This is a genomic window from Lysinibacillus sp. KCTC 33748 (assembly GCF_002237755.1).
Classification (GTDB): Bacteria; Bacillota; Bacilli; order Bacillales_A; family Planococcaceae; genus Lysinibacillus.
In genome coordinates, this window is record NZ_MWSJ01000001.1 from 42,344 (window position 1) to 65,508 (window position 23,165).

The 23,165-nt window shown below is 38.0% G+C and carries 27 protein-coding genes, 1 riboswitch and 1 other annotated feature (1 of these 29 cut by a window edge); of the genes, 16 read left to right on the forward strand and 11 right to left on the reverse strand.

The features are described from left to right. Nucleotides 1-163, reverse strand: a binding site (T-box leader); it reaches 38 nt to the left of the window's first position. Between the two features lie 94 nt (nucleotides 164-257). Both B1B04_RS00190 and B1B04_RS00195 read right to left on the reverse strand, forming a co-directional pair. Next, nucleotides 258-740, reverse strand: a complete 483-nt coding sequence (locus B1B04_RS00190; protein WP_079559325.1) for a QueT transporter family protein — start codon at nucleotides 738-740, stop codon at nucleotides 258-260. Between the two features lie 6 nt (nucleotides 741-746). Then, nucleotides 747-791, reverse strand: a riboswitch (PreQ1 riboswitch). Nucleotides 792-1,145: 354 nt separating this feature from the next. Then, nucleotides 1,146-1,400, reverse strand: a complete 255-nt coding sequence (locus B1B04_RS00195; RefSeq protein ID WP_079559326.1) for a hypothetical protein — start codon at nucleotides 1,398-1,400, stop codon at nucleotides 1,146-1,148. Between the two features lie 601 nt (nucleotides 1,401-2,001). Between B1B04_RS00195 and B1B04_RS00200 the strand changes: the two genes are divergently transcribed. The 4 genes from B1B04_RS00200 to B1B04_RS00215 all read left to right on the forward strand — a co-directional run bounded on the left by B1B04_RS00200 (nucleotide 2,002) and on the right by B1B04_RS00215 (nucleotide 6,613). Next, nucleotides 2,002-3,024, forward strand: a complete 1,023-nt coding sequence (locus tag B1B04_RS00200; RefSeq protein ID WP_079559327.1) for an ABC transporter substrate-binding protein — start codon at nucleotides 2,002-2,004, stop codon at nucleotides 3,022-3,024. A gap of 666 nt (nucleotides 3,025-3,690) precedes the next feature. Further along, nucleotides 3,691-4,719, forward strand: coding sequence for an ABC transporter permease (locus tag B1B04_RS00205; RefSeq protein WP_079559328.1), 1,029 nt, complete (start codon nucleotides 3,691-3,693; stop codon nucleotides 4,717-4,719). Beyond that, nucleotides 4,712-5,506, forward strand: a complete 795-nt coding sequence (locus B1B04_RS00210; protein ID WP_079559329.1) for an ABC transporter ATP-binding protein — start codon at nucleotides 4,712-4,714, stop codon at nucleotides 5,504-5,506. The genes B1B04_RS00205 and B1B04_RS00210 overlap by 8 nt, the downstream gene beginning before the upstream one ends. Before the next feature lie 141 nt (nucleotides 5,507-5,647). Beyond that, on the forward strand, nucleotides 5,648-6,613 hold the full coding sequence (locus tag B1B04_RS00215) for a nuclease-related domain-containing protein (protein WP_170938866.1): 966 nt from the start codon (nucleotides 5,648-5,650) through the stop codon (nucleotides 6,611-6,613). A gap of 180 nt (nucleotides 6,614-6,793) precedes the next feature. Here B1B04_RS00215 and ilvA read toward each other — a convergent pair whose 3' ends face one another. Beyond that, nucleotides 6,794-8,056, reverse strand: coding sequence for a threonine ammonia-lyase IlvA (gene ilvA, locus B1B04_RS00220; protein ID WP_079559331.1), 1,263 nt, complete (start codon nucleotides 8,054-8,056; stop codon nucleotides 6,794-6,796). A gap of 224 nt (nucleotides 8,057-8,280) precedes the next feature. Between ilvA and B1B04_RS00225 the strand changes: the two genes are divergently transcribed. Continuing rightward, nucleotides 8,281-9,024: a TerC family protein gene (locus B1B04_RS00225; RefSeq protein WP_079559332.1), complete on the forward strand. Its 744-nt coding sequence runs from the start codon at nucleotides 8,281-8,283 to the stop codon at nucleotides 9,022-9,024. 65 nt (nucleotides 9,025-9,089) lie between these two features. Here the strand turns inward: B1B04_RS00225 and bshB2 are convergent, their stop codons facing one another. The 3 genes from bshB2 to B1B04_RS00240 form a co-directional block, all read right to left on the reverse strand. Next, nucleotides 9,090-9,779 (reverse strand): bacillithiol biosynthesis deacetylase BshB2, encoded by a 690-nt coding sequence (gene bshB2, locus B1B04_RS00230; RefSeq protein ID WP_079559333.1) that lies wholly within the window; start codon nucleotides 9,777-9,779, stop codon nucleotides 9,090-9,092. A 13-nt stretch (nucleotides 9,780-9,792) separates the two neighbouring features. Beyond that, complete coding sequence (locus B1B04_RS00235) at nucleotides 9,793-10,143, reverse strand: YojF family protein (RefSeq protein WP_079559334.1); 351 nt, start codon at nucleotides 10,141-10,143, stop codon at nucleotides 9,793-9,795. A gap of 610 nt (nucleotides 10,144-10,753) precedes the next feature. Beyond that, a complete protein-coding gene (locus B1B04_RS00240; protein WP_240518152.1) occupies nucleotides 10,754-11,080 on the reverse strand; it encodes a hypothetical protein in 327 nt (108 codons plus the stop codon). Nucleotides 11,081-11,315: 235 nt separating this feature from the next. Between B1B04_RS00240 and B1B04_RS00245 the strand changes: the two genes are divergently transcribed. Continuing rightward, complete coding sequence (locus B1B04_RS00245) at nucleotides 11,316-11,795, forward strand: acyl-CoA thioesterase (RefSeq protein ID WP_240518172.1); 480 nt, start codon at nucleotides 11,316-11,318, stop codon at nucleotides 11,793-11,795. A 68-nt stretch (nucleotides 11,796-11,863) separates the two neighbouring features. On the opposite strand, the gene thiD is transcribed toward B1B04_RS00245, so the two are convergent. Further along, complete coding sequence (gene thiD / locus B1B04_RS00250) at nucleotides 11,864-12,694, reverse strand: bifunctional hydroxymethylpyrimidine kinase/phosphomethylpyrimidine kinase (RefSeq protein ID WP_079559336.1); 831 nt, start codon at nucleotides 12,692-12,694, stop codon at nucleotides 11,864-11,866. Nucleotides 12,695-13,038: 344 nt separating this feature from the next. Between thiD and B1B04_RS00255 the strand changes: the two genes are divergently transcribed. The 5 genes from B1B04_RS00255 to B1B04_RS00275 all read left to right on the forward strand — a co-directional run bounded on the left by B1B04_RS00255 (nucleotide 13,039) and on the right by B1B04_RS00275 (nucleotide 16,197). Further along, nucleotides 13,039-13,716 (forward strand): uracil-DNA glycosylase, encoded by a 678-nt coding sequence (locus B1B04_RS00255; protein ID WP_079559337.1) that lies wholly within the window; start codon nucleotides 13,039-13,041, stop codon nucleotides 13,714-13,716. Between the two features lie 127 nt (nucleotides 13,717-13,843). Next, the gene (locus B1B04_RS25980) at nucleotides 13,844-14,023 is read left to right on the forward strand and encodes a uracil-DNA glycosylase (RefSeq protein ID WP_079559338.1); all 180 of its coding nucleotides are present in this window, start codon (nucleotides 13,844-13,846) and stop codon (nucleotides 14,021-14,023) included. Continuing rightward, entirely contained in the window at nucleotides 14,020-14,286 is a 267-nt protein-coding gene (locus B1B04_RS00265; protein ID WP_079559339.1) for a YwdI family protein, read from the forward strand. The genes B1B04_RS25980 and B1B04_RS00265 overlap by 4 nt, the downstream gene beginning before the upstream one ends. Before the next feature lie 147 nt (nucleotides 14,287-14,433). Beyond that, nucleotides 14,434-14,814 (forward strand): DUF423 domain-containing protein, encoded by a 381-nt coding sequence (locus B1B04_RS00270; RefSeq protein WP_079559340.1) that lies wholly within the window; start codon nucleotides 14,434-14,436, stop codon nucleotides 14,812-14,814. Nucleotides 14,815-15,018: 204 nt separating this feature from the next. Next, on the forward strand, nucleotides 15,019-16,197 hold the full coding sequence (locus B1B04_RS00275) for a M20 family metallopeptidase (RefSeq protein ID WP_079559341.1): 1,179 nt from the start codon (nucleotides 15,019-15,021) through the stop codon (nucleotides 16,195-16,197). Between the two features lie 277 nt (nucleotides 16,198-16,474). Here B1B04_RS00275 and gerQ read toward each other — a convergent pair whose 3' ends face one another. Next, entirely contained in the window at nucleotides 16,475-16,816 is a 342-nt protein-coding gene (gene gerQ / locus B1B04_RS00280) for a spore coat protein GerQ (RefSeq protein ID WP_079559342.1), read from the reverse strand. A gap of 21 nt (nucleotides 16,817-16,837) precedes the next feature. After that, nucleotides 16,838-17,221 (reverse strand): cell wall hydrolase, encoded by a 384-nt coding sequence (locus tag B1B04_RS00285; protein WP_427482129.1) that lies wholly within the window; start codon nucleotides 17,219-17,221, stop codon nucleotides 16,838-16,840. Between the two features lie 764 nt (nucleotides 17,222-17,985). Here B1B04_RS00285 and B1B04_RS00290 point away from each other — a divergent pair. Continuing rightward, the gene (locus tag B1B04_RS00290; RefSeq protein WP_079559343.1) at nucleotides 17,986-18,168 is read left to right on the forward strand and encodes a hypothetical protein; all 183 of its coding nucleotides are present in this window, start codon (nucleotides 17,986-17,988) and stop codon (nucleotides 18,166-18,168) included. A gap of 42 nt (nucleotides 18,169-18,210) precedes the next feature. Here B1B04_RS00290 and hemQ read toward each other — a convergent pair whose 3' ends face one another. Then, nucleotides 18,211-18,960 carry a hydrogen peroxide-dependent heme synthase gene (gene hemQ / locus B1B04_RS00295; protein ID WP_079559344.1) on the reverse strand — a complete coding sequence of 250 codons (750 nt, stop codon included), beginning with the start codon at nucleotides 18,958-18,960 and terminating at the stop codon, nucleotides 18,211-18,213. A 157-nt stretch (nucleotides 18,961-19,117) separates the two neighbouring features. Here hemQ and lipL point away from each other — a divergent pair, with 157 nt between their 5' ends. Further along, on the forward strand, nucleotides 19,118-19,951 hold the full coding sequence (gene lipL, locus B1B04_RS00300) for an octanoyl-[GcvH]:protein N-octanoyltransferase (RefSeq protein WP_079559345.1): 834 nt from the start codon (nucleotides 19,118-19,120) through the stop codon (nucleotides 19,949-19,951). A gap of 60 nt (nucleotides 19,952-20,011) precedes the next feature. On the opposite strand, the gene B1B04_RS00305 is transcribed toward lipL, so the two are convergent. Beyond that, nucleotides 20,012-20,659, reverse strand: a complete 648-nt coding sequence (locus tag B1B04_RS00305) for an RsfA family transcriptional regulator (protein WP_079559346.1) — start codon at nucleotides 20,657-20,659, stop codon at nucleotides 20,012-20,014. 435 nt (nucleotides 20,660-21,094) lie between these two features. Here B1B04_RS00305 and B1B04_RS00310 point away from each other — a divergent pair, with 435 nt between their 5' ends. From B1B04_RS00310 to B1B04_RS00320, 3 genes are read left to right on the forward strand one after another with little or no spacing between them, the layout of a single operon-like run. Beyond that, nucleotides 21,095-21,319: a YuzB family protein gene (locus B1B04_RS00310; protein ID WP_049667962.1), complete on the forward strand. Its 225-nt coding sequence runs from the start codon at nucleotides 21,095-21,097 to the stop codon at nucleotides 21,317-21,319. 44 nt (nucleotides 21,320-21,363) lie between these two features. Further along, on the forward strand, nucleotides 21,364-21,570 hold the full coding sequence (locus B1B04_RS00315; protein ID WP_079559347.1) for a hypothetical protein: 207 nt from the start codon (nucleotides 21,364-21,366) through the stop codon (nucleotides 21,568-21,570). Nucleotides 21,571-21,629: 59 nt separating this feature from the next. Next, nucleotides 21,630-23,003, forward strand: a complete 1,374-nt coding sequence (locus B1B04_RS00320) for an HD domain-containing protein (RefSeq protein ID WP_427481615.1) — start codon at nucleotides 21,630-21,632, stop codon at nucleotides 23,001-23,003. The last annotated feature ends 162 nt before the right edge of the window (nucleotides 23,004-23,165 follow it).

Here is a 23,165-nt window from a genome sequence, read left to right on the forward strand (position 1 = left end):
AAAACTGCGCGCTTTCGTACTCCGATAACGGGGAGTAACTTCGTCCTCACATTTGATGAGGCTGCTCCAAAGTCCATTCACAAGTACGTACTACTGATTTGCACCAACCATCAGCTCTCTTTAAGTACTAGCGCTTGCTACTAATCTTTTTCCTAGCATTTATTGAAATGAATTTTAGAATATTTTCAGAATATTGTCAAGGTGTCTTCCGAAAAATAAAAAAAGACGAATCTAAAAGATCCGTCAATTAAATCAAATTAAATTAAATTTTTGAAGTTTAAGCGTTTGTTCAATACATACATAATCGGTGCACCAACCGCTAAGACAACAAATTCACCAGCAGCAACAGTTAACCATGTCCAGAAGAATGGTAATTCTAATGCTAAATTCAATTCAAATGCAATGATGAACATTGTACAAGTAAATAAAAATGTATTGATGATTAAACGTGCCCAAATATTTTTGACAAATTTACAAATAAGAATGAGCAACCCAAGAGTAATCATCGAATGGCCTACACCGAAAACTAAATCGTAGATACCGAGTGGTGAAAAGAGGTTAGAGATGAACACACCAATAATGATACCAACGGCAAAGCGTGGATTAAATGCAACTAAATGGTTAAACATTTCCGATATTCGGAACTGCACCTCTGTAAAGCCAAATGGCGCGACTAATAATGTAATAGCAATGTAGAGTGCTGCAATAATGCCACTCGTTGCTAAAAATTTTATTTTCATATTTATTTCTCCTTAGTTTTTTTACGTGGGATGGTTACGAACCACGTGAAGCAAATGCAATCATATCAATGTTCATGCTTATTTGTAAATAGCTACGTGTAAAAAATTATAGTGCTAACGATAATAATTTGATCTTGTTCAAAGTTTTTTAATGACAATGCCTATGAAAAGGGGCTTGTACACTTACTAGAAAATTATGCAGAAATAGCAGATGAGAAGTAACCTTGAAAGGTTTGAAGTCGTGGATATGTCTGGTCACTTGTTAAAACAGTACTTTTAACAAGTGACCATTTCAGTAGTTTAAAACGCTAAATAATTAAGCGGATTTTGGGGCAGGGTGAATGGAGGCTCTATTGATAGTGGGGGATGGATATATCCAATGATTATGAACAGCACTTTTAGAAATTACTCCTCTAAAGTATTTTTAATTTCTTCTATTTCAAAAATTAAATCGTTAACTTGTTTCTTGAATTCATCTGTATATTCTAATTCCTCTTCCATTTCTTTCGTATACTCTAAGGCATTTAGAGTGAAATCCAAAGCAAAAACAAATAGACTGTCACATAGATTAGAAATGATTGTATCAACATTTCCTATAGTTGCATTTTGATGTTCTTGTGAATAAGAAGATTGGTTTAAATCGATTTTATCATTATTCATGGTATTCCTCCTTTTTGGGAACGGCACTAATCTCATATGCATCATATGCATTAAATGTAAAAAGGGGGACTAAAATGAACATTTTCTGTAGATTTTTATTAGCAAGAAATAAATGAGTATTGCACGTCTAACCATAAAGGGAGTAATACTTCTAAAGCACTCGCGGGTTGTTTTTATTCAGCAATTCAAGACGTTACTCAAACTTCCAAAATATCCTGTTACTCAAAGTAGTGGGCTAGTAGAAAATTTAAAAAAGTAAGAGCGAATTAAACCTGTTATGAGGTACTGACATTTTCACTGTCAGGTTTTTTAGTTTTTACATATATTACTTAAAATTAGATGTCAGAAAAATAACTTCGCTAAATTGTAAAAAAAATTTTTGTTATGTTAGAAAAAGAAATCAAATTGTAAAAACAGCGTAGTTTAGCGGTTTAAAGCGACAAATTGATTGAAAGGAAAAAATATTTTGCTGGAATTAATAGTCAGAAGATTCATAATGTTGTTGACGAACCTTGCTAATAGCGATAATATAGCGATACGTTCACACTTCGCTTGGATAAAGTGTGATAAATATCAGAGATCAAAATCGGGGGGATTATTTGTGAAAAGCAATTTAAAAAAGCTTTCGTTCCTGTTATTTGGATTAGTTTTAATGCTTGCTGCTTGTGGTAGCAGTGGTTCTAGTTCGTCGGATTCGAAAGGGAACGAAACGAATAATGCAAGTGAGGGCGGCACGACAGATGATAAAACATATAAGATCGGGATTACTCAAATTGTGGAGCATCCATCTTTAAATGCTGCAACTGAAGGTTTCAAAAAAGCGATTGAAGAATCTGGCTTAAAAGTAGATTACGATCAACAAATAGCGCAAGGTGATAACAGTCTTAACACGACGATTGCAAACAATCTAGTAAGTGCCAACGTAGATTTAATCTTTGCGAACTCTACGCCGTCTGCACAAGCGGCAGCAACAGCAACTAGTGATATTCCAATTATCTTTACTTCTGTAACAGATGCTGTTGGCGCACAGCTCATCGATTCTATAGAGAAGCCAGGGAAAAATGTAACAGGAACAATCGATTTACATCCTGATACTATTTCGAAAACAGTGGCGTTCTTAAAGGATTTGGGTGCGAAAAAAGTAGGTATGGTTTACAACGCTGGTGAGCAAAACTCAGTAGCACAAGTAAAAGAAGTGAAAAAAGTGATGGATGAGCAAGGCTTAACAGTAGTTGAGGCATCTGCGGCAACGTCTGCAGAAGTAAAACAAGCTGCTGAATCGTTAATCGGTAAAGCTGATGCATTCTATATTATTACTGATAATACAGTAGTTTCGGCACTTGAGTCTGTCATTGATGTAGCAAATGCTAATAAATTACCATTAGTTGTTGGAGAGCTTGACTCTGTGGCACGTGGTGGCTTAGGTGCATATGGTTTTGAATATTTTGACATCGGTTATGAAGCAGGACAAATGGCTGTGAAGATTCTAAAAGGTGAAGCAACTCCTGCTGATATTCCAGCTCAATATCCACAAAAGCTAAAACTATTAATCAATAAAAAAGTAGCAGATGATTTAGGAATCGACATTAAAGATTCTTGGGGTGCGGAGCTTTTAGAAAAGTAATGACCTGACATGATCATCTTATGGAGCGAAGCGGGGGAGAACTAAAACTGCCCCCGCTTTATCTTCTTTTAGAATAAAAAAATTTAAAGGGCTTTTATGTAAGAAAGAGTCCTATAGTAAATCGTATTAGATCAGGAAATGCCCATTAAATTAGTACATCATCATAGCGTAGGGTTGATTTCCGTTCCGACTGGGCGCTTTGTTGTTGCTGTCGCTACGCTTTCGCACAGATAAAACATTTGCTGCCGCTACGTTAACACTACGCTTTCGCACAGAGCAAAGCTTCCTGGGGGCGTCCGATGAGCCGCTTCACTCGCTCCAGGGTCTCATCTGTGACGCTGATCCCCAAGGAGTCGTCCAGTCTCCACTCCAATCAACTTATATACATTGAAAGTATTAATAAATATCATCTCCAACTTTTGGTGATGAGCCATTATTGAACAAATGGATTTAGTAAAGCTTTCTACAAGTGAGCACGGAACATACTTCTAGCAATATGAACGTTGGAAGAAGATTTTATCACAGACGTCGCGCTAAATCCTTAGATTATATTATGTATGGCTTTCAATTATCTTAATTTTGAGCTCCATCGTTTTAGAGAATGGATCTCAGATAAGAATTTTTAATAAAAATTTGTTTAAGAAATTATTAGGAGATGATTCAACTATGTTTATAGCAATATTTGGCGCAACGGAGCAAGGAATCATCTATGCGATTATGGCACTTGGTGTGTATTTAACATTCCGCGTGTTAGATTTTCCGGATTTAACGGTTGATGGAAGCTTTGTAACAGGGGCGGCTACAGCGGCGACGATGATTCTGCTTGGCTACCACCCGATCTTAGCGACTTTAGTGGCAATTGTTGCTGGATTTATTGCTGGATGTATGACAGGAATTCTTCACACGAAGGGGAAAATTAATCCTCTATTATCGGGGATTTTAATGATGATTGCTTTGTATTCTATTAACCTACGTATTATGGGATCCACTGCAGAGAATACGATAGGTCGTCCGAATATTCCATTATTAAATTCAGAAACTTTATTTTCAAAGTTTCAAGCATTTTGGAGTAATTTGGGAATCGATACGGCATTAAATAACTTACTAAAAGGCTTCGGCGTTCAGCAACTACCTTCAACATGGAGTACGATAATCGTAGTATTAATTATCACGATTTTAATTAAGTTCATTGCAGACTGGTTCTTGAAAACAGAAATCGGCCTGGCTATTCGAGCAACTGGTGATAATAAGCGTATGATTCGTAGCTTCTCGGCAAACACAGATACTCTTATTATTCTTGGGCTAGGACTTTCTAATGCACTTGTCGCATTTTCGGGAGCTTTAATCGCGCAATATTCGAAGTTCTCAGATGTAAGTATGGGGATCGGGATGATTGTTATCGGTCTGGCATCTGTTATTATCGGCGAAGCAATCTTCGGTACAAAAACAATTATGCGTACAACTTTCGCCGTCATTGCCGGAGCTATCATTTACCGCATTATTTTAGCGTTGGCATTACGAGTAGATTTCCTTGATTCAGGAGATATGAAATTAATAACAGCTATCATTGTTATTATTGCGTTGATTTTACCTCAATTTATTAATAAGAGTAAGGAGCGCAAACGTAGGGTGAAGCGCGCAGCAGAGAAAACACGAGTAAAGACGGTTGAGCAGGGAGGGAAGGGCCTTGCTTAAATTACACGGTATTAATAAGGTTTTCAATGAAGGTACGCCTGATGAAAAAATTGCACTTGCAGAAATTAATTTGCACTTAAAGCCAGGGGATTTCGTCACAATTATCGGCAGTAATGGTGCTGGTAAATCGACTATGATGAATATGATTTCTGGCGCACTAACACCAGACTTCGGCACGGTTTCAATTGATGGAAATGAGGTTACGTCTTTACCAGAATATAAGCGCTCCCATTACATCGGTCGCGTATTCCAGGATCCGATGGCTGGTACAGCCCCAACAATGACGATTGAGGAAAATTTAGCATTAGCTTTCTCACGTAATAAGACTAGAGGTATGCGCTTCGGCGTTGATAAAAAGCGTCGAGAATTTTTCAAGGAATCGTTGGAGATGTTGGGCTTAAATTTAGAAAATCGTCTGTCTGCAAAAGTTGGCTTACTGTCGGGAGGGGAGCGTCAGGCGCTGTCTCTTTTAATGGCGACCTTCACGAAGCCTTCGATTTTATTGTTAGATGAGCATACGGCGGCACTTGACCCATCTCGTGCCGAGTTAATCACACGTATTACGAAATATTTAGTTGAAAAAGATAACTTAACGACATTAATGGTCACGCACAATATGCAACAAGCTTTAGACTTAGGAAATCGACTGATTATGATGGATAAAGGTCAAATCATTTTAGAGGTTGGCGAGGATCGCAAGCATGAATTAACCATCCCAGATTTAATGGCAGAGTTCGAACGTATCCGCGGTGAGAAGATGAACTCAGACCGTGCGTTACTAGGATAATAAATGATAAAACGCTCATACATTTAGTGTGGGCGTTTTTTGATGGATGTCGATATTTTTGGGAAGTTGGGTCAATTAAAAACTGAAAATTTAGTTAAGTCCAGGGAAGTGCATTATAATCTAGCTAAAGGAGGTGAAAATATGTTACTTAAAAAGCGCGAAGTTTCATCAAAGCAACGCGTGTTAGAAATGATCGAGAGACGTTTACCGAAATCTCACGCTAAGTATTATTATTTTCAAGAAATGCTAGGAAGAACAAGGGCTGGCATTGTTGGCGAGCAAAGAGTAGATCGAGAATGGCGGGAAATCTATTTGGAACATACGTATTATTTATTGCATGATGTAGAGCTTAAGGCTGAGAGTGCTGCTGGATCGACACATCAAATGGACACATTATTTATGTCCCAACATTTTGTGCTAATCGTTGAAATCAAAAATATCGTTGGGCGTGTAGAATATATGGAAGATAAGCATCAATTTATTCGAATTACGTCTGATGACAAAGTAGATGGTTTTCGCAATCCTTTTGATCAAGTGAAGCGACACGCCAGAATGTTGCGTAGATTATTTCAAATGAGTGGGCATCATATACCGATTGAATATATAGTCGTTTCTTCAAATCCGAATATGATTATGACGTCCAGTTTGTCCGCGCAACCGATTATTCATGTGAGTGGCTTGGCTGAAAGGATAGATCAACTGTTCAAGCAGCATCAACAAGTCTGTCTAAGTGAAAAAAATTTGAGAGAAATATCTGAGCATATTTTAAAGATGCATACACCAACTCAATGGACCCTAGATATTATGGTTGATGAATTGAAGACGGGGGCACTATGCTCGCAGTGTCATTTTGACCATATCCTACGTTACACCCATGGGAAATGGTTTTGTAGCAATTGCCAATCGATTGATAATCAATCCATGCTAATCGCATTACATGATTTTCGATTAATGCTGAGCAACAATATTACAAATGCTCAGTTTCGTAAGTTTTTTGATATTGACTCAGAGAAGGCGGTTTATTATTTATTAAAAAAGTTAAAATTTGAAGAGATAGGTGAAAATAAAAATAGGAAATATGTAATTCCTGCCAATTTATTAGAGTAATTGTAAGCGGCGCAAACTATCGGTGCGGTCAGATAGTGTCGCTTGTAAGGTAAATGTCGATATTTTCTTAAAGTTAGTCGATAAAACTATGAAAAGTCTCGATAAACAAGAGAAAAGTTTCGATAAACCTCTCATCCACACAAAAAAGCCACACTCACATAGCAAGTGTGACTTTTTATTTTAGACTAGTAAGCCGAATAATTGAATATCGTTGTTTACTTCTTTGTATTTGAAGCCGAATTCATTCATGCGTACTAGTAATCCTTCGTAATCTTTGCGATTGCCGAGTTCGATACCAACTAAGGCAGGACCACTTTCTTTGTTGTTTTTCTTTGTATATTCGAAAGTTGTAATGTCGTCATTTGGTCCTACAACGCTTGTTAAGAACTGGCGAAGGGCGCCGGCACGTTGTGGGAAGCTTACGATGAAATAGTATAGTAAGCCTTCGTGAATTAAAGACTTTTCTTTAATCTCCTGCATACGACCGATATCATTATTACCACCACTAATGATGATAACGACTGATTTGCCTTTAATTTCCTCTTTGTAAGAATCGAGGGCTGCTACTGATAAAGCTCCAGCAGGCTCTGCGATAATGGCGTGTTTATTGTAAAGATCTAAGATTGTTGTACATACTTTTCCTTCTGGTACTAGTACGATGTCGTCTAAGTAGCGACGACAAACATCATATGTGTGATTGCCGACGCATTTTACCGCGGCCCCATCTACGAATTTGTCAATCCAATCAAGTGCCACCGTACCGCCTTCTGCAAATGCAGCTTTCATACTGCCTGCTCCAGCAGGTTCTACACCGATAATTTTGCTATGAGGAGAAAGATTTTTCACATAGGCAGAAACACCGGACATTAAGCCACCACCACCAATACTACCAAATACGTAGTCAATTGGCTCCTCCATGTCATTCATAATTTCAACAGCGACCGTACCTTGACCAGCAATGACATCAAAATCATCAAATGGGTGGATAAAGATTTTATCGTGCTCTTCACAGTAAGCTAATGCACCTTCTGCAGAATCATCAAAAGTATCACCTGCTAAAATAATTTCTACAAAATCACGACCAAACATACGAACTTGGTCGATTTTTTGTTTAGGTGTTGTTTGAGGCATAAAAATACTTGCTTGAATTTTCAATTGTGCACAGGCGTAGGCAACACCTTGAGCATGATTGCCCGCACTTGCGCAAACAACGCCAGTTTTACGAGCTTCTTCTTCAATTTTTTTAATCTTATAATAGGCACCACGAAGTTTAAATGAGCGTACATGCTGTAAATCTTCGCGTTTAAAATAAATATTAGCTCCGTATTTCTCGGATAAATAGTCATTTTTTTGTAGCGGCGTGTGCACCACTACGTCTTTTAAGAAATGATGTGCAATCAAGATATTTTCTACTTGCACGGTTCTAGTGTCAGCAACTTCCATAATATTCATCCTCCGTATACGTATAAAACATTTATCTATGATAGCACACTTTATAAGCTTTTTGTCATTAATTTTTAGTAAATTCTAAATTTTCGGTGTCTATTTAATGCAAAATAGATTTATTCGAGAATTTTTTGGAGAAATAAAGGATGCACACATTTCCTCATAACGGGAATGGTCCAGCATATACTAGAATACCTTAGGACAAGTAGGAGGGTATGTAATTGGAAATCATTCAAGGAATTCTATCTACATACATTCAATTTTTCGATTGGGAAATGTGGAAAGAAATTTTGACTGACCCTGTATCGTGGGGGTTAATATCAACACTTATTATAATAGAAGGTTTGCTTTCGGCTGATAACGCACTTGTATTAGCAGTGCTAGTGAAGCATTTGCCAACCAAGCAACGTAAACGAGCATTAATGTACGGAATGTTTGGGGCCTATTTTTTCCGATTTTTATTTATTGGGATAGGCGTTTACTTGGTAGAATTCTGGTATATTAAATTGCTAGGAGCTCTGTATTTAGGTTGGCTATGTGTCGCTCATTTCTTACAGATTGGTGAAGCTGATAGTGCTAAGGAAATGAAAAAAACAGGGTTGATGGTTCGCATTTTTGGAACGTTTTGGGCAACCGTTATTTCTGTAGAACTGATGGATATTGCCTTTTCAATTGATGCGATTTTTGCGGCCTTTGCGATATCCAATCAAATTTGGATATTACTGATCGGGGGAATGTTAGGTATTTTAATGATGCGAACGATTGCAGGCTTATTTTTAATCATTATTGAAAAAATACCAGAATTAGAGGCAACGGCATTTATTATAATTGGCATTATTGCACTGAAAATGCTAGCTAGCGTCATCGGTATTCACGTTCCACATTATATGTTTTTCGTTGTGCTAATTATTATATTTGCTATAACCTTCATGATTCATTTCTTAAAGAAAATGAGGACCGCTTAACATAAAAGCGGATCTGTTCTCCATTTAGAAAGAGGACAGATCCGCTTTATTGTCAATTAAAGCTTTTATTTTACATAATGATCAGGATTCACAATATAGAACTTTTCAATATTAAGCCAGCTTTCGCTCATTGGTTCACCGTCATCGACGCGTTTTTCTGTTTCTTGCATCATCCAAGCAGTTTGGGATGCATGTGCTTGCAAGGCATTAATTTTATCTGCCTTCATTTCACTTATATTGACAACAACATGTGGCTCCCCATTTTTTTCAATCGTATCATTTGCAAAGGCACAGCCCAATACTTGTGGACGGGCGGCTTTTGGCATACGACGAACAGCTTCTACTACGGCACGTGCTGTTGCCTCATGGTCAGGATGCACTGCAAAACCAGGTAAGAATGTAAAGATAAGAGAAGGCATTAACTCTTCTATTAAACCTTCAACAAGCTTCACCATTTTTTCATCGTCTTCAAATTCAATTGTTTTATCACGGAAACCAAGCATACGTAAATCTTGTATGCCCATAGCATCTGCCGCTGCAATAAGCTCCTTACGTCGAATTTCTGGTAAGGATTCACGTGTTGCAAAAGGTGGATTTCCTAAATTACGACCCATCTCGCCTAGAGTTAAACAGGCATATGTAACAGGTGTATTCATTTTCTTCGTATAGTAGGCAATTGTTCCAGCAATTGAAAAAGCCTCATCATCTGGGTGAGGGTAAACAATTAAAATATGACGTTGTGGTTGTAAATTCAAAAAGTCGTCCCCCTTAATAAGCAAATGGCGTTTCGCTAATTTCAAGTGCAATCGCCAATTTACCTGAGTAATCTAGTCCAGCCATTAATAAACGGCCTAAATCATCTAATTCAAAATGTGTGATGCCCTGTGCATAAACCCAGCCATGCGCCATTTTCAAGCCAACACGATGGGGTGAATCATCTACCACTTTAGCAAGTTCATAGTTGATTTTAGCATTACGAATAAAAGCACCTGCATTAAAAAATTTTTCATCAAAGTGTGCTGCATAAGAACCGTTCGTCGTCTCAAGATGGATATAAACGTCTTTGTTGGCGAAAGAATTCAATAATTCCTGTAACGTCTTTACTTGTACCTCTTGCATCTTAACACTCCTCTCGATTATTTCTCCTTTAAGTATAGTAAAAATAATTCACAAAGGGAAATTGAATGCCTCTAGAAGGCTTGGTCATTTTCAGAGGATATTCAAAAATCTCCTGAATTAGAGGCTCAGTCTAAGACGCCATGTCCTATGTAACGACTGAGCGACAAACATCATGCCGCTACGCTTTCGCGCAAAAGATATTATGCTGATGTATAATTGATGGCATCCTTTATTCTATGAAGATTTATCAAGCAATATTCTTGAAAAAATTATTGAAATATATCAATATAATAAAGGTGAACGCAATTTTGTACAAAATGTGTCGTTTTGTATTGTATGCGGTTTCACAAACGAAAAGATACTGCGACCACGATTTCTTCCTTAATTGACGGATAAGCAGCCCATAATTGTTGAAGGGAATTTTAAACTAGGTAATAACGAATTCTATCTTGGTACAATAGATGACGTTCCTTTAACATTTTATGCATGGCCATGCCAAGGGAAGAAGACGTAAAGCTCATTATCATAATATAGTAAAAAGCCGCGATTCTCTTTTATGACGGAGAATCGCGGCTTTTTATAATGTTTGGTTTTTGGGAGTATGTATTTGTTAATATCGGTTGAGTTTTCGTTCAATGGAATCTAGACGATTGTTGAGATTTTGTAGATGCTTATGCATGTGTCTAAACTGTAAATTTTGATTTTGTGCGTTTGAGGTTCTTGCTTGTTCCTGTTGCTCTTCCTCTTGCAATGCTAAAATGGTGGAGAGGGTTGCTAATGAATATCCTATTGTTAAAATCATTGAAGATATTACTTCTACTTTGGTAGAGGTTATATCCCCAGCTAGAATACCTGTACCTTCACCTAGGAGACCTGCTTCTTGACCACCCAGATTAGTTGGATCAACATTTATGTTTTGTTGTTTACGTCTTTTCATTTTTCTCCCTCCCATATACAGTTAATATATGGCATAAGAAGAAGTAGCGTATCTTGTCCTGAGCTTTTTACATTTGAGTAATAATCCCCTAGGTTCTAAGTGTAAATTTCTTAATCTTCCGTCAATTTATTTGATTTTTATGAAAAAGTAGAGGAATATAGTAAAAATAAACAATCGTTTTTAGGGGAGGATAGATGTGAATAAAGACTTTAAATATTGTAAAGAATCAAGGGTCATGCGTACAAGTCGTGTTTTTCCGAATGATATTAACAATCATAATACACTGTTTGGTGGTCGATTAATGAGTGATATCGATCAAGTAGCTTCAATTTCTGCTGCGAAGCATAGTCGTAGAGATTGTGTAACAGCCTCAACGGATTCAGTAGATTTCTTGCACCCAATACGCCAAACTGATTCTGTATATTTCGAATCGTATGTATCGTGGACAGGAACATCTTCAATGGAGGTTTTCGTAAAGATTATTTCTGAGAATTTGAAAACGGGTGAACGAAAGGTAGCGGCTACAGCATTATTAACCTTTGTTGCTTTAGATGAAAATAATAAACCAACTCCTGTTCCATCTGTCATTCCGGAAACAGTAGAGGAGACAAAGCTACATGAAACCGCGGCTTTACGAGCAAAAGCGCGTGCAGAACGTAAAAAGGAAAGTAAGGCTTTGGCCAAATTCATTTCGATGAACAATCCATGGGATTAACGGATCGAAATGATGGAGAACCACTATATGTAAAAGAGGCATCTGATATTCAGATGCCTCTTTCGTCTTTAAATTTCAGTCACGGTTACTTGTGGTGCGCCAAAACGAGATTTAGCACCGTGCATAACAGGTCCTACATAGTCATTTAATGCCCAACCGTGAGCGATTGCAGCTGAAACAAATTCTTTTGCTTCAATTACAGCCTCTTTTACTGAAAGACCGTTTGCTAAGTTAGCTGTTACTGAAGCGGCAAATGTACAGCCAGCCCCATGGTTATAAGTAGAAGCAACTTTTCCAGATTCTAATAAGTAGAATTTTTCACCGTCGAAAAATAAGTCAGTCGCTTTTTCAGTAGCTAGCGCTTTTCCACCTTTAATCACAACAGCTTTAGCACCAAGTTCATGGATTTTACGAGCTGTTGTCTTCATTTCCTCGATTGTTTTTGGTGTTCCAGTCCCGGCTAATTGTCCAGCCTCAAACAGGTTAGGTGTAGTAACTGCAGCTAATGGTAAAAGATGTTGAATCATTGCATCTGTATTACCAGGGTTCAATACTTCATCTTCTCCCTTACATACCATTACAGGGTCAATAACAACATTTGTCGTACCAGATTTCGCTATAGCATCACCTGCAATACGAATAATCTCTTCCGTTGACAGCATACCAGTTTTTATTGCGTCAATGCCTGTTGACAGAGCCGTATCGATTTGTTTTTGCAAAAGCTCTGTCGGTAATGGCGTTACGTTATGAGTCCAACCGTTTGGATCCATTGTTACGACAACCGTTAATGCCACCATGCCATATGTGCCGTGCTCTTGAAATGTTTTAAGGTCGGCTTGCATACCTGCGCCACCTGATGTATCTGAACCAGCAATCGTTAAAGTTTTTTTAAGAACCATGTGGAAGATCTCCTTTATAGATGGAATTTTTAAAATTATCATCTAGTATAGTCTTATTCTGGGTGCATAAAAATAGTCAGAAATATATATTTTTACAAGGTCAGTTTAACTTTTATCAGTAAAAGTCCCCCACCTTTATATAGGAAGGGAGTTCACAAAGGGTGTTAGCGTAGCATCATCGCATCCATCTATAACTGACCTGCATGAAGCAATACGGTCCTAATGATGGCCTAAACTAAAAGCTGATTTTGGACTTAATGATGCCAAGGCATAATTGAATTGAAGCTTGAATTCGACATTGTTTTTTTGTACCGTTGTAAGAAGAGAAAGGGGCTTATATTAAGATGAAACAAGCATTCCCGAATGATTGGCAATCAATATTTACAGAAGAAATAGAAAAAACATACTATACAAAGCTATGTCAATTTGTAGAACATGAATATTCAACACAAGTAATTTATCCGCCGGTGAATGATATAATGAATGCATTTTATACAACAGCTTATCAAGATGTGAAGGTCGTAATTTTAGGTCAGGATCCTTATCATGGACCAAACCAAGCACATGGCTTAAGCTTTTCGGTCATGCCAGGAATCCCACATCCACCAAGCTTACGAAATATGCTAAAAGAGTTACAGGATGATCTTGGCTGTCCAATCCCTGCAGACGGAACATTAACAAAATGGGCACAGCAAGGTGTAATGTTATTAAATACTGTATTAACTGTTCGAGCAGGCCAGGCAAATTCCCATAAAGAACAAGGCTGGGAGCAATTCACGGATGCGGTCATCGATAAATTAGCATCTAGAGATAAACCCGTTATTTTTGTACTTTGGGGTAGACCAGCACAACGAAAAAAACAATTAATTCGTCAATACTCAACGCAACATATTATTTTAGAAGCGCCTCATCCTAGTCCACTAAGTGCTTATCGAGGCTTTTTTGGCAGTAAACCATACTCGAAAATCAATGCACAGTTAGAGGAATGGGGAGAGCAACCGATTGATTGGTGCCTAGCTTAGTAATCTTTATCTTCATTCAGTAAATACTTTTGTAGCGATAGCTATAATTGTTTTCTGTGCCAAAGCGAAATTGAAGCGCTTATCGTTTCGTGTTACATTTAATAATAGAAGAAAGTGGGGGACAACGATGAAGGTGAATTGTTTCAAATGTCAATATTTTAAAGTAACATGGGACCCACAAACTCCACGGGCTTGTGTAGCGTATGGCTTTAAAACAAAGCAAATACCATCCGTTGTCGTTAAACAATCCTCTGGCACGGACTGTCTGAAATTTGTGCCAAAAGCAGAAAGTAGGAGAATGCAATGATTCCTTATCAAGCCGTTATTCAACAACTTGAAAAACAATTATCCGGTGTCAAAAATACTAGAGATGAACAGCAAATTCGTGAAGCCTTAACAGCAATCCGAGCATTATGCGATGTGGTATTAGACGCATCTGACGGCATTGCTAAAGCGCAGTCAAAACATTTGCCACAAATGCTAGTGTCAGAGCCGAAGCAACCAAGTTTATATACAGCAAAAATTGAAGAAGAAGACGGAGCGAATGGCGATTCAATTTTTGATTTTTAATTATCTTCATTTAGCGAATGCTCCCACCGCTGAAGGTGGCTAGATGAAAAGGAACTCAGTCTAAGAACGCCACGTCCTGTGGCAATTTATCTGTAGCGACAGCTACAATTACGCCAAGGCGAAATTGATAAAAGGTAGGGAAATGATATGAAAAAATTTATCGTGACAGGTGCACTTCATGGCTTTTTAGCAGTGGCACTAGGTGCATTCGGTGCACATGCTTTAAAAGAAGTTCTAGACGATTATAGTCGTGGGATTTGGGAAACAGCTGTGCAGTACCAGATGTTTCAAGCTACGGCTATCCTTATCATTGGACTATTGATGAGCTCTAAAATACTAGGTGAGGTGAAGCAGTTAAATTTAGCGGGAACCTTTTTCAACCTAGGGATTGTCTTCTTTTCAGGAAGCTTATATGTACTGGCAATTAGCGGCGTTAAAGTTCTAGGCGCCATCACACCAATTGGTGGTGTTCTATTTTTAACTGGCTGGGTTCTAATTATAGTAGCTGCGCTAAAACATGTTCGATAATATTACAAAAATACTCCTTTACACTATGTGTGAGGGGGTTTTTTTACGGATAAATACTAGTAAACAATCAAGAGAATTTTTCTTCCGGATCAACAATATAATTACTATAGAATGGTAGTTTTAATCCCTATTGTTTTTGTAAGGATTTATAGTACACTATAATTATCAAATAAGTTCGACAAATAAGAAGTGAGGTTTTGTGATATGGAGAAGCTTTTTACTTTACTAGATAATAATTATGATGAAATGGTAGAGATTCGTCGTCATCTACATGAATATCCGGAATTATCCTTTGAGGAAGTGGAAACACCAGCGTATGTAGCAGCTTTTCATCGCGCGTTAGGACATGAGGTTCGTGAGCATGTAGGTGGACGGGGTGTTGTTGCAACTTTACATGGAGGAAAACCAGGTAAAACAGTAGCATTACGCGCTGATTTTGATGCATTAGCCATTCAGGAGGAAAATGACGTTCCTTATAAGTCAAAAGTAGATGGTAAAATGCATGCATGTGGACATGATGGTCATACTGCGACGTTACTAGTGCTTGCTAAAGTGCTTCACGCAATGAAAGATGACATTGCGGGCAATGTAATTTTCATTCATCAGCATGCAGAAGAAATGGCGCCAGGTGGAGCAAAACCTATGATTGAAGATGGCTGCCTAGAAGGAGTAGACGTTATTTTCGGTACACATTTATGGGCACCAACGCCATTGGGCGATATATTGGTGAGAGATGGGGCAATTATGGCTGCCGCGGATAAAGTGGAAATTACGATTCAAGGTAAAGGTGGTCACGGTGCGGAGCCTCATCATTCTATTGATGCAGTTACTCTTGCGTCACAGTTTGTAGTAAATGCACAGCAGATTATATCTCGACGTATCGATCCATTAAAATCAGCCGTCTTAACAATTGGTCATTTTGAGGCCATTAATCCTTTTAATGTGATTGCAGAGCGAGTAGTATTAGCTGGAACAGTCCGAACTTTTGAGGAATCGGTACGCAAACAAATGGAGCAAGAGCTTGAGGCCGTTTTAAATGCCACTTGTTTAGCCTTTGGTGCAAGCTATAAGTATCGTTATACGAGGGGCTATCCACCAGTTTACAACCATGTGAAAGAAACAGAGTTTGTTGCACAACTTGCGGTAGATATACCAGGAGTAGAAAATATTATAACGTGCCCACCATTTATGATTGGTGAGGATTTTGGATATTATTTAGAGAATGTACCAGGTACATTTTTCTTCACAGGTGCTAAAAAGCCAGAATGGGAAGTGGCATATCCTCATCATCATGCACGCTTTGATTTTGATGAGCGTGCAATGTTGATTGCTGCCAAGACTTTAGGAAAAGCAACATTGCAATTTTTACATGAAAATCAATAGTTAGCTCTCTTAGGGCTTTCAATAAAAATCGGCATGCTAGGATATCCTACCATGCCGATTTTTTTATTTAATGGTAAATGCCCACGTAGATTCCTCATTTCATACGAAAAACATTTGCGGGCAATCAAAGCATGAGACCTAATTGGGAGTCACAACGAAACTGCATTGCAACGAAGTATGAGCAAGAAGTAGCGAAGGAGCACCCCTTTGCTCGGTCCTCCTTGCTATTGAGGAGTGGAAATTTAGAAAATACGAACTTATGAATAGCTCATTTCAATTATGGATTTTGGTTAAAGTATGCCATTTCCTCATCATATTCAGCAAAATCAAAGTAAATCATTGGGAATAGGAAACGATGGTTCGATTTGAGTTCACGTAAAATAACATGATCTCGACCAGCAGCTTCTACAACGCCTCGTACTACTTTCGTGTTTTTCCCTGGCTCAATCGCATGCTCGAAGGAAAAATGGAAAGTACCAGGTTTTCCACGATTCAAACGGAAAATATTTTCAATATACGATTGCTCCCGTCCAGGTTGGCGTGCTCCAGGAAGTACCTGTGGAGGCACTTGAGGCATTTGTTGTTGTTGCGTTGTCGGTGTCCAATAATAAGGCATCATAAGTTATCAACCTTCTTTCTTTTAGATTTGAGGACAATCTTCTTCGGTTGGCGAGAAGAAGCAATGAGCTTTGAATCTTCCCGTGTTCCACTGACCATACCATTGTGCTGGACAATCTCCCTCAGGTCTGAAAAACCATAGTAAACGAGTTGCTGGATGGAATCTTTCGCCTTGAATAACTCTCCTTGCTAATCGAAGGTCTTGATCACGTGCTCGCTGATAAAAGTAGCCTTTTAGTGTCGCTTCAAAGCCCCCAGGACGCTGATATACCATTTGTTCAATTGTACGAACATCCGTAAAATCTAAACAATCTGCTCGTACACGATTGACGCCCACATTGCCGACCATTAGCATACCTAAGTTCCCTTCACCCTCTGCCTCGGCACGCATAAGCCTTGCTAGCATGGCTGTTTGTGCATCATTCGTTTTGATAACAGCGATTTTCACTCCTCCTCGCAGACAGTATATGCATGATGGTATCGTAGACATGTTCAATTTCGATGAAAGAAATTCACAATTAAAAATGGCTTAGCATATATTAATAATGACGAGTCGTATGTAAAAGAAGCGAAAAAATTTTTTTGATTCATGACTATAACGTGGAGTTGAATCGCACAGGCCGTGTATGTTTATCCTTCATTTCTTTACTACGTTATTTCCAAAAATCTGTGAAGCTAATTCCCAAGGAATCTCCCGGCTATTAAATGGCATGCTTTTCAACTTTGGCGTGGCGTTACGCTTATAAAAATGGGTAAATAGAGAATAGAAAATATAGCGGGAAACGTGAGATGGACATTGCATGTGTATTGAATACATGTGAGGTGATAGGGTATGGAGATTGGTGTGTGGGTAGGCATTTTGTTGAGTGCTGTGCTGGCATTTTTAGTGGGGAGTTTTTACGGACAGCCACTCCATTGGTATCTTTTTATACTAATAATCATAGTCGGATTTTTCATCAATACGATTATATTAATTTTGAAGGTTAAAGATGAAAGGTCTTGAAGCGCAGCACAGGCATACGAAAATAAGAAAGTGTCATCCATTACGATGACACTTTCTTATTTTTTTGATTGAGTAGATGGAATCTGATGTTTTGCAAGTATATTAAAAATAAACGGTGACATACTAAAGTTGGAAATATTTTTTTGCTTTCATAAAGGAGTGTTATAATGCATACTTTTGGTACGTTTGTAGCAATAATCATAAGTGCATTCATCGCCGTTGGGATAGCAGAATACTATCAGCAACCGTATAATTGGTATTTAGTTTTCCTAATGATTCTAGCTGGTTTTTTTATTCATACAATTATTTTAATATTGGAATCAGAGAACAGCGAAGAAAGCGAATATTAAAAAATGCGAGTCCGATTGGTGGACTCGCATTTTTATATTTAATTAAACAGTTAAGAATTTCACAAGTTTTTCTTGATCAAGAAGGTTACCAACGAAGAATGCACCAAACTCACCGTAGCGAGCTGAAACTTCATCAAAACGCATTTCATATACTAATTTTTTAAACTGTAGTACGTCATCTGCGAATAGTGTAACGCCCCATTCATGATCGTCGAAGCCAACAGAACCAGTAATGATTTGTTTAACTTTACCAGCATAGCCACGACCAATCATACCGTGAGAACGCATTAGCGATTTGCGGTCATCCATTGAAAGCATATACCAGTTGTCATCGCCTTGACGACGTTTATCCATTGGATAGAAACATACATGCTTAGCGCGTGGAAGTTCAGGATATAGACGAGCACGCACATGTGGATTTTGGTAAGGATCTTCGTCTGAATCACCTGCTAAATAGTTAGAAAGCTCTACAACAGATACATATGAATATGTAGGAATTGTAAAATCAGCAATCGCTAATTTATTGAATTCAGCTTCAAGCTCTTGTAGTTCTTCCATTGTTTCACGTAAAGTCATAATCATAAAGTCAGCTTTTTGACCAACGATTGCGTAAAATGCATGGGCACCTGTTTTAGCGATATCAGCTTCGTTTAATTTTTCTAAATAGGCAATGAATTCTTCTACTGCTGCTTGGCGTTCTTCAGCAGAAACTAGTTTCCATGAAGCCCAATCGATTGAGCGGAAATCATGTAAAGCGTACCAACCATCTAAAGTAATAGCTGCTTCATTCATTATTAAAAACACTCCTTTATAAGTGAATATCATTCGAAATTTAGTTTATCATAGTTTGTACAAAATCCCTAAGTTCATGATTGCATTTCACGAATTTGACACCTTCCATAGATAATGTATTCTAAAGAGAAGAGATGTAAATAGAGGAGCTCCAATCATGAAAAGTATTTTACAACAGCCGATTTGGCGTTTTTACGATCAATCTATTAGCGCGAAGCAAAGATCGCCACTTGAATCCTTTGCAACAGACGATACTTTATGTCAGCTAGTAGGGCAATTGGCCTCTCCGCCAACTATTCGTACATGGGTACATGATGCATCTGTTGTGCTTGGTATTCAGGATCACCGTCTACCATATGTGCAGCAGGGCATGGACTTGCTTAAAGCACAAGGCTATCAACCTATTGTACGCAATTCAGGCGGATTAGCAGTTGTGCTGGATGAAGGTGTACTGAATATTTCTATTGTATTATCTGAACAAACGGAAGCGCTAAGTATTGATGATGGCTATGATGTAATGGTAGCTTTAGTAAAAAGCTTGTTCCCAGAAGTAGCAGATCAAATTGAAGCCTATGAAATTGTAGGCTCTTATTGTCCAGGTTCCTATGATTTAAGTATTAAAGGAAAGAAATTTGCTGGTATTTCTCAGAGACGTTTACGTCAAGGTGTAGCTGTGCAAATTTATTTATGTGTTGAAGGAAGCGGTTCAGATCGAGCTGCACTCATTCGTGACTTTTATGAGGAAAGTCTAAAAGGAGAGGAAACGAAATTTACGTATCCTAATATTGTCCCTGATGTGATGGCGTCATTATCTGAACTAATGGATGTATCATTAACGGTGGAAGCTGTTGTTATTCGTTTACAGCAACTTCTTAACAATATGGCAGAAGAAATTCGAGTTGAATCTTTTCATGATGAAGAAATAACGCTATATGCGTTTTATTTACAACGTATTTTTGAACGAAATACGAAAATGCTTAAACCGAATTGATGAAGTGAAAAACTCCAGAAGATGTCAGTGAGATATTATGCAAAGAAAAAAGCGATGCTGCTAATTAAGCGCATCGCCATTTTCTTGAGGATAAGGGCTACTTACAACAAGGTTTCCGTTTTTCTCCATCTTGAAGACAGGTGCAATTCGTTCATCCTCTTCATCTAGTGTAACTAGTCGTCTAGCACGGTTCATAATTTGAACAAATTGCTCATAATCTTTTCGAATAGCTCTATTTTCTTCTTCTAGCTGTGTAATGGTTTTCTCTAGTTTTTTATTTTTCTCAGATGTTACGTGTACTAGTTGTCTCCATTTTGTAGACTCATTACCTATTTCACCAGAGTGCTGTAAACGTAATAAATAGGCTATGACAATATCAAGATTTAATGCAGATAGAGGAATTGATTTACCTTCTGCAGCACTACTATTAACTGTAAACATACTAGAAGCACGGCGTCTTGCCGGAGCTCCCAACACTCGCATTCTTTCTTTTCTTTCTTTTTTTGCTTCTGATAATTGTTCCTCGTATTCTTTACGAACAACAGCATTCCAACGAAAACCACATGCAGCAGCAGTACGGTTCAAAGCATCTCCAGCTTCTTCAAAGGCATTTAACTGTGTACTACCTTCCGTCACATGGCGAATGACCGCCTCTGCTAACAATTCATCGTTTTCTTCTAACCAAGCATCTTGTCTAACTTTACTCATATTAAAATCCTCCCACCTTTATTTGGAACTTTTTATTTACAACTAGCATGACCAATCTTTTAACCTTTTATTCATCCATGTGGAAGGAATTATGCTTGAATACAAGGGGAATAATGCGATACAATACCCGATGTAGGTTTGTACGTATGCTACATACTTAAATATGTGAAAGTCATACATTCAATAGAAACAGATTTTTGATTTGAATCAATTATGCCTCGGCATAATTGCGTCCGGAATCAGCTTTGTGCTAGCACAAAGAACTCCATTTTGATTCCGTGACATCCGCCGGAGGCTTTAACTTCTTTCAGCGGGATGTTTGGACACCCGTTGAAAAGTGATTTAAAACCGCATTCATCTCGCCACCTGTAGAGGTGGGAGACTTTCTGCTGAAAGAAGTTAAAAAAATAATATATAGAAAGGGTTGTTGACAAAATGGCAAACGAATTTAAAGTTTGCGATGAATGTCAGGCCGTTAACTTAAAAACGTTAATTCCAAAATTAAAGGAAATCGATCCTGATGCAACCATCGAAATTGGCTGTCATTCTTACTGTGGCCCAGGACGTAAAAAAACATTTACCTTTGTAAATAGCCGTCCTGTTGCTGCATTAACGGAAGAAGAACTAATGGAAAAGGTTTTAGCAAAGTTAAAAAAATAGGTAAAACAAAAAGCTATCTTCGCTAGTCTAGTTGGAGATAGTTTTTGTTTGGATTTTTATTGTTGATGGATAGAATCGATGAAGTGACGGAAGGAAGAGTTAGAGCGACGGAAAGAATCGCCGAAGTGACGGAAAGAAGAGTCAGAGAGACGGAAAGAACCGGCAAAGCGACGGAAAACCTTGATGAAACGACGGAAGGTTCACGTTCACCGTCGCCTCATCACGTGGAAATTAGGTCAATAGAAACCTAAAATAAGACGAGAATACAGTGAGTTAGGTTGATAGTCTCTATAATTAAAAGGCAATATGTATGCTAGTCCTGTATTTATCGCATATAATAGAACAAATAGGAAACGGGGGTGCTGTACAATTGACACATTATGCAAAAGCTAAATTACAAGAGGAAAAAGTATTCAAGGATCCAGTGCATCGTTATGTGCATGTACGGGATCAAGTGATTTGGGATCTAGTTGGTACGAAAGAGTTTCAGCGACTACGTCGAATTCGCCAGCTCGGTACAACATTTTTAGTATTCCACGGAGCAGAGCATAGTCGCTTTAGTCACTCACTTGGCGTTTACGAAATTGTACGCCGCATAGTAGATGATATATTTGCAGGTCGTCCGGAATGGGATGAGGATGAACGCCTGCTTGTGCTTTGTGCAGCCCTTTTACACGATTTAGGGCATGGGCCATTTTCACATGCCTTTGAAAATGTTTTTGAGCTTGATCATGAATTTTATACAAGACAAATTTTGCTCGGTGATACAGAAGTGAATGCCGTATTAAAAAAAGTATCGGCTGACTTCCCGGAGAAAGTATCTCAGGTCATTGAAAAAACATATCCGAATAAGCAGGTCGTCAGTTTAATATCGAGTCAAATCGACGCTGATCGTATGGATTACCTACAGCGTGACGCTTATTTCACAGGCGTAAGCTACGGTCATTTTGATATGGAGCGTATATTAAGAGTAATGCGTCCAAGGAAAAATCAGGTCGTTATCAAGGCAACGGGTATGCATGCGGTAGAGGATTATATAATGAGCCGCTATCAAATGTACTTGCAAATTTATTTCCACCCAGTATCTCGCAGTGCGGAGGTTGTATTAAATAATATTTTAAAACGAGCTAAGCAACTAAGCTTAGCTGGCTATAAATTTAAGCACGAACCTACACACTTTTTAGCATTTTTCCGCAACTCCATTACGCTAGATGACTATCTTGCATTAGATGAGAGTATTCTTTTTACATATTTTCAACTTTGGATGCAAGAAGATGATGTTATATTAAGTGACTTAAGTCGCCGCTTTGTTAACCGAAAGCTATTTCAGTACATCGATTTAGATCCAGGTGTAGAGCTAGATAAATATCAAAAACTACAAGAACTCTTCAAGCAAGCTGATTTAAATCCAGAATATTATCTTGTCCACGATACGACAGCAGATTTACCGTATGACTTTTATCGACCAGGAGAAGAGGAAGTCCGTGTTCCTATTTTCTTAGAAATGAAAAATGGAGAGCTACGAGAGCTATCACGTGAATCTATTATTGTTGATTCTATTTCTGGTCGCATGAAACGAGATCATAAAGTATATTTCCCACTAGATTTTCTAGAGGACAATAGTACCCATCCTGCTGTGAAGAAACAAATATTAGCCTTGCTGCAAGGTGAGGGGAAAAATTAATAAAAAATTTTTATGTATAAAAATATGTATAAAAAAATAAATGGAATTAATAGTATTCCAACGTGTCTATAGTGAAAAACAGTGAAAGTACTCTAATTGAGTTATTTTCACTGTTTTTTTGTCGTTGTATAAAGATGAAAAAAGTGGAAACTATATAGAAAT

Bases quoted from the DNA above. Each gene is read 5' to 3' on its own strand.
- B1B04_RS00190 (WP_079559325.1), bottom strand. From the start codon at position 740: ATGAAAATAAAATTTTTAGCAACGAGTGGCATTATTGCAGCACTCTAC.
- B1B04_RS00195 (WP_079559326.1), bottom strand. From the start codon at position 1,400: ATGAATAATGATAAAATCGATTTAAACCAATCTTCTTATTCACAAGAA.
- B1B04_RS00205 (WP_079559328.1), top strand. From the start codon at position 3,691: ATGTTTATAGCAATATTTGGCGCAACGGAGCAAGGAATCATCTATGCG.
- B1B04_RS00215 (WP_170938866.1), top strand. From the start codon at position 5,648: ATGTTACTTAAAAAGCGCGAAGTTTCATCAAAGCAACGCGTGTTAGAA.
- ilvA (WP_079559331.1), bottom strand. From the start codon at position 8,056: ATGGAAGTTGCTGACACTAGAACCGTGCAAGTAGAAAATATCTTGATT.
- B1B04_RS00235 (WP_079559334.1), bottom strand. From the start codon at position 10,143: ATGCAAGAGGTACAAGTAAAGACGTTACAGGAATTATTGAATTCTTTC.
- B1B04_RS00240 (WP_240518152.1), bottom strand. From the start codon at position 11,080: ATGAAAAGACGTAAACAACAAAACATAAATGTTGATCCAACTAATCTG.
- B1B04_RS00245 (WP_240518172.1), top strand. From the start codon at position 11,316: ATGCGTACAAGTCGTGTTTTTCCGAATGATATTAACAATCATAATACA.
- thiD (WP_079559336.1), bottom strand. From the start codon at position 12,694: ATGGTTCTTAAAAAAACTTTAACGATTGCTGGTTCAGATACATCAGGT.
- B1B04_RS00255 (WP_079559337.1), top strand. From the start codon at position 13,039: ATGAAACAAGCATTCCCGAATGATTGGCAATCAATATTTACAGAAGAA.
- B1B04_RS25980 (WP_079559338.1), top strand. From the start codon at position 13,844: ATGAAGGTGAATTGTTTCAAATGTCAATATTTTAAAGTAACATGGGAC.
- B1B04_RS00265 (WP_079559339.1), top strand. From the start codon at position 14,020: ATGATTCCTTATCAAGCCGTTATTCAACAACTTGAAAAACAATTATCC.
- B1B04_RS00270 (WP_079559340.1), top strand. From the start codon at position 14,434: ATGAAAAAATTTATCGTGACAGGTGCACTTCATGGCTTTTTAGCAGTG.
- B1B04_RS00275 (WP_079559341.1), top strand. From the start codon at position 15,019: ATGGAGAAGCTTTTTACTTTACTAGATAATAATTATGATGAAATGGTA.
- gerQ (WP_079559342.1), bottom strand. From the start codon at position 16,816: ATGATGCCTTATTATTGGACACCGACAACGCAACAACAACAAATGCCT.
- B1B04_RS00285 (WP_427482129.1), bottom strand. From the start codon at position 17,221: ATGCTAGCAAGGCTTATGCGTGCCGAGGCAGAGGGTGAAGGGAACTTA.
- B1B04_RS00290 (WP_079559343.1), top strand. From the start codon at position 17,986: ATGCATACTTTTGGTACGTTTGTAGCAATAATCATAAGTGCATTCATC.
- hemQ (WP_079559344.1), bottom strand. From the start codon at position 18,960: ATGAATGAAGCAGCTATTACTTTAGATGGTTGGTACGCTTTACATGAT.
- lipL (WP_079559345.1), top strand. From the start codon at position 19,118: ATGAAAAGTATTTTACAACAGCCGATTTGGCGTTTTTACGATCAATCT.
- B1B04_RS00305 (WP_079559346.1), bottom strand. From the start codon at position 20,659: ATGAGTAAAGTTAGACAAGATGCTTGGTTAGAAGAAAACGATGAATTG.
- B1B04_RS00310 (WP_049667962.1), top strand. From the start codon at position 21,095: ATGGCAAACGAATTTAAAGTTTGCGATGAATGTCAGGCCGTTAACTTA.
- B1B04_RS00320 (WP_427481615.1), top strand. From the start codon at position 21,630: ATGCTAGTCCTGTATTTATCGCATATAATAGAACAAATAGGAAACGGG.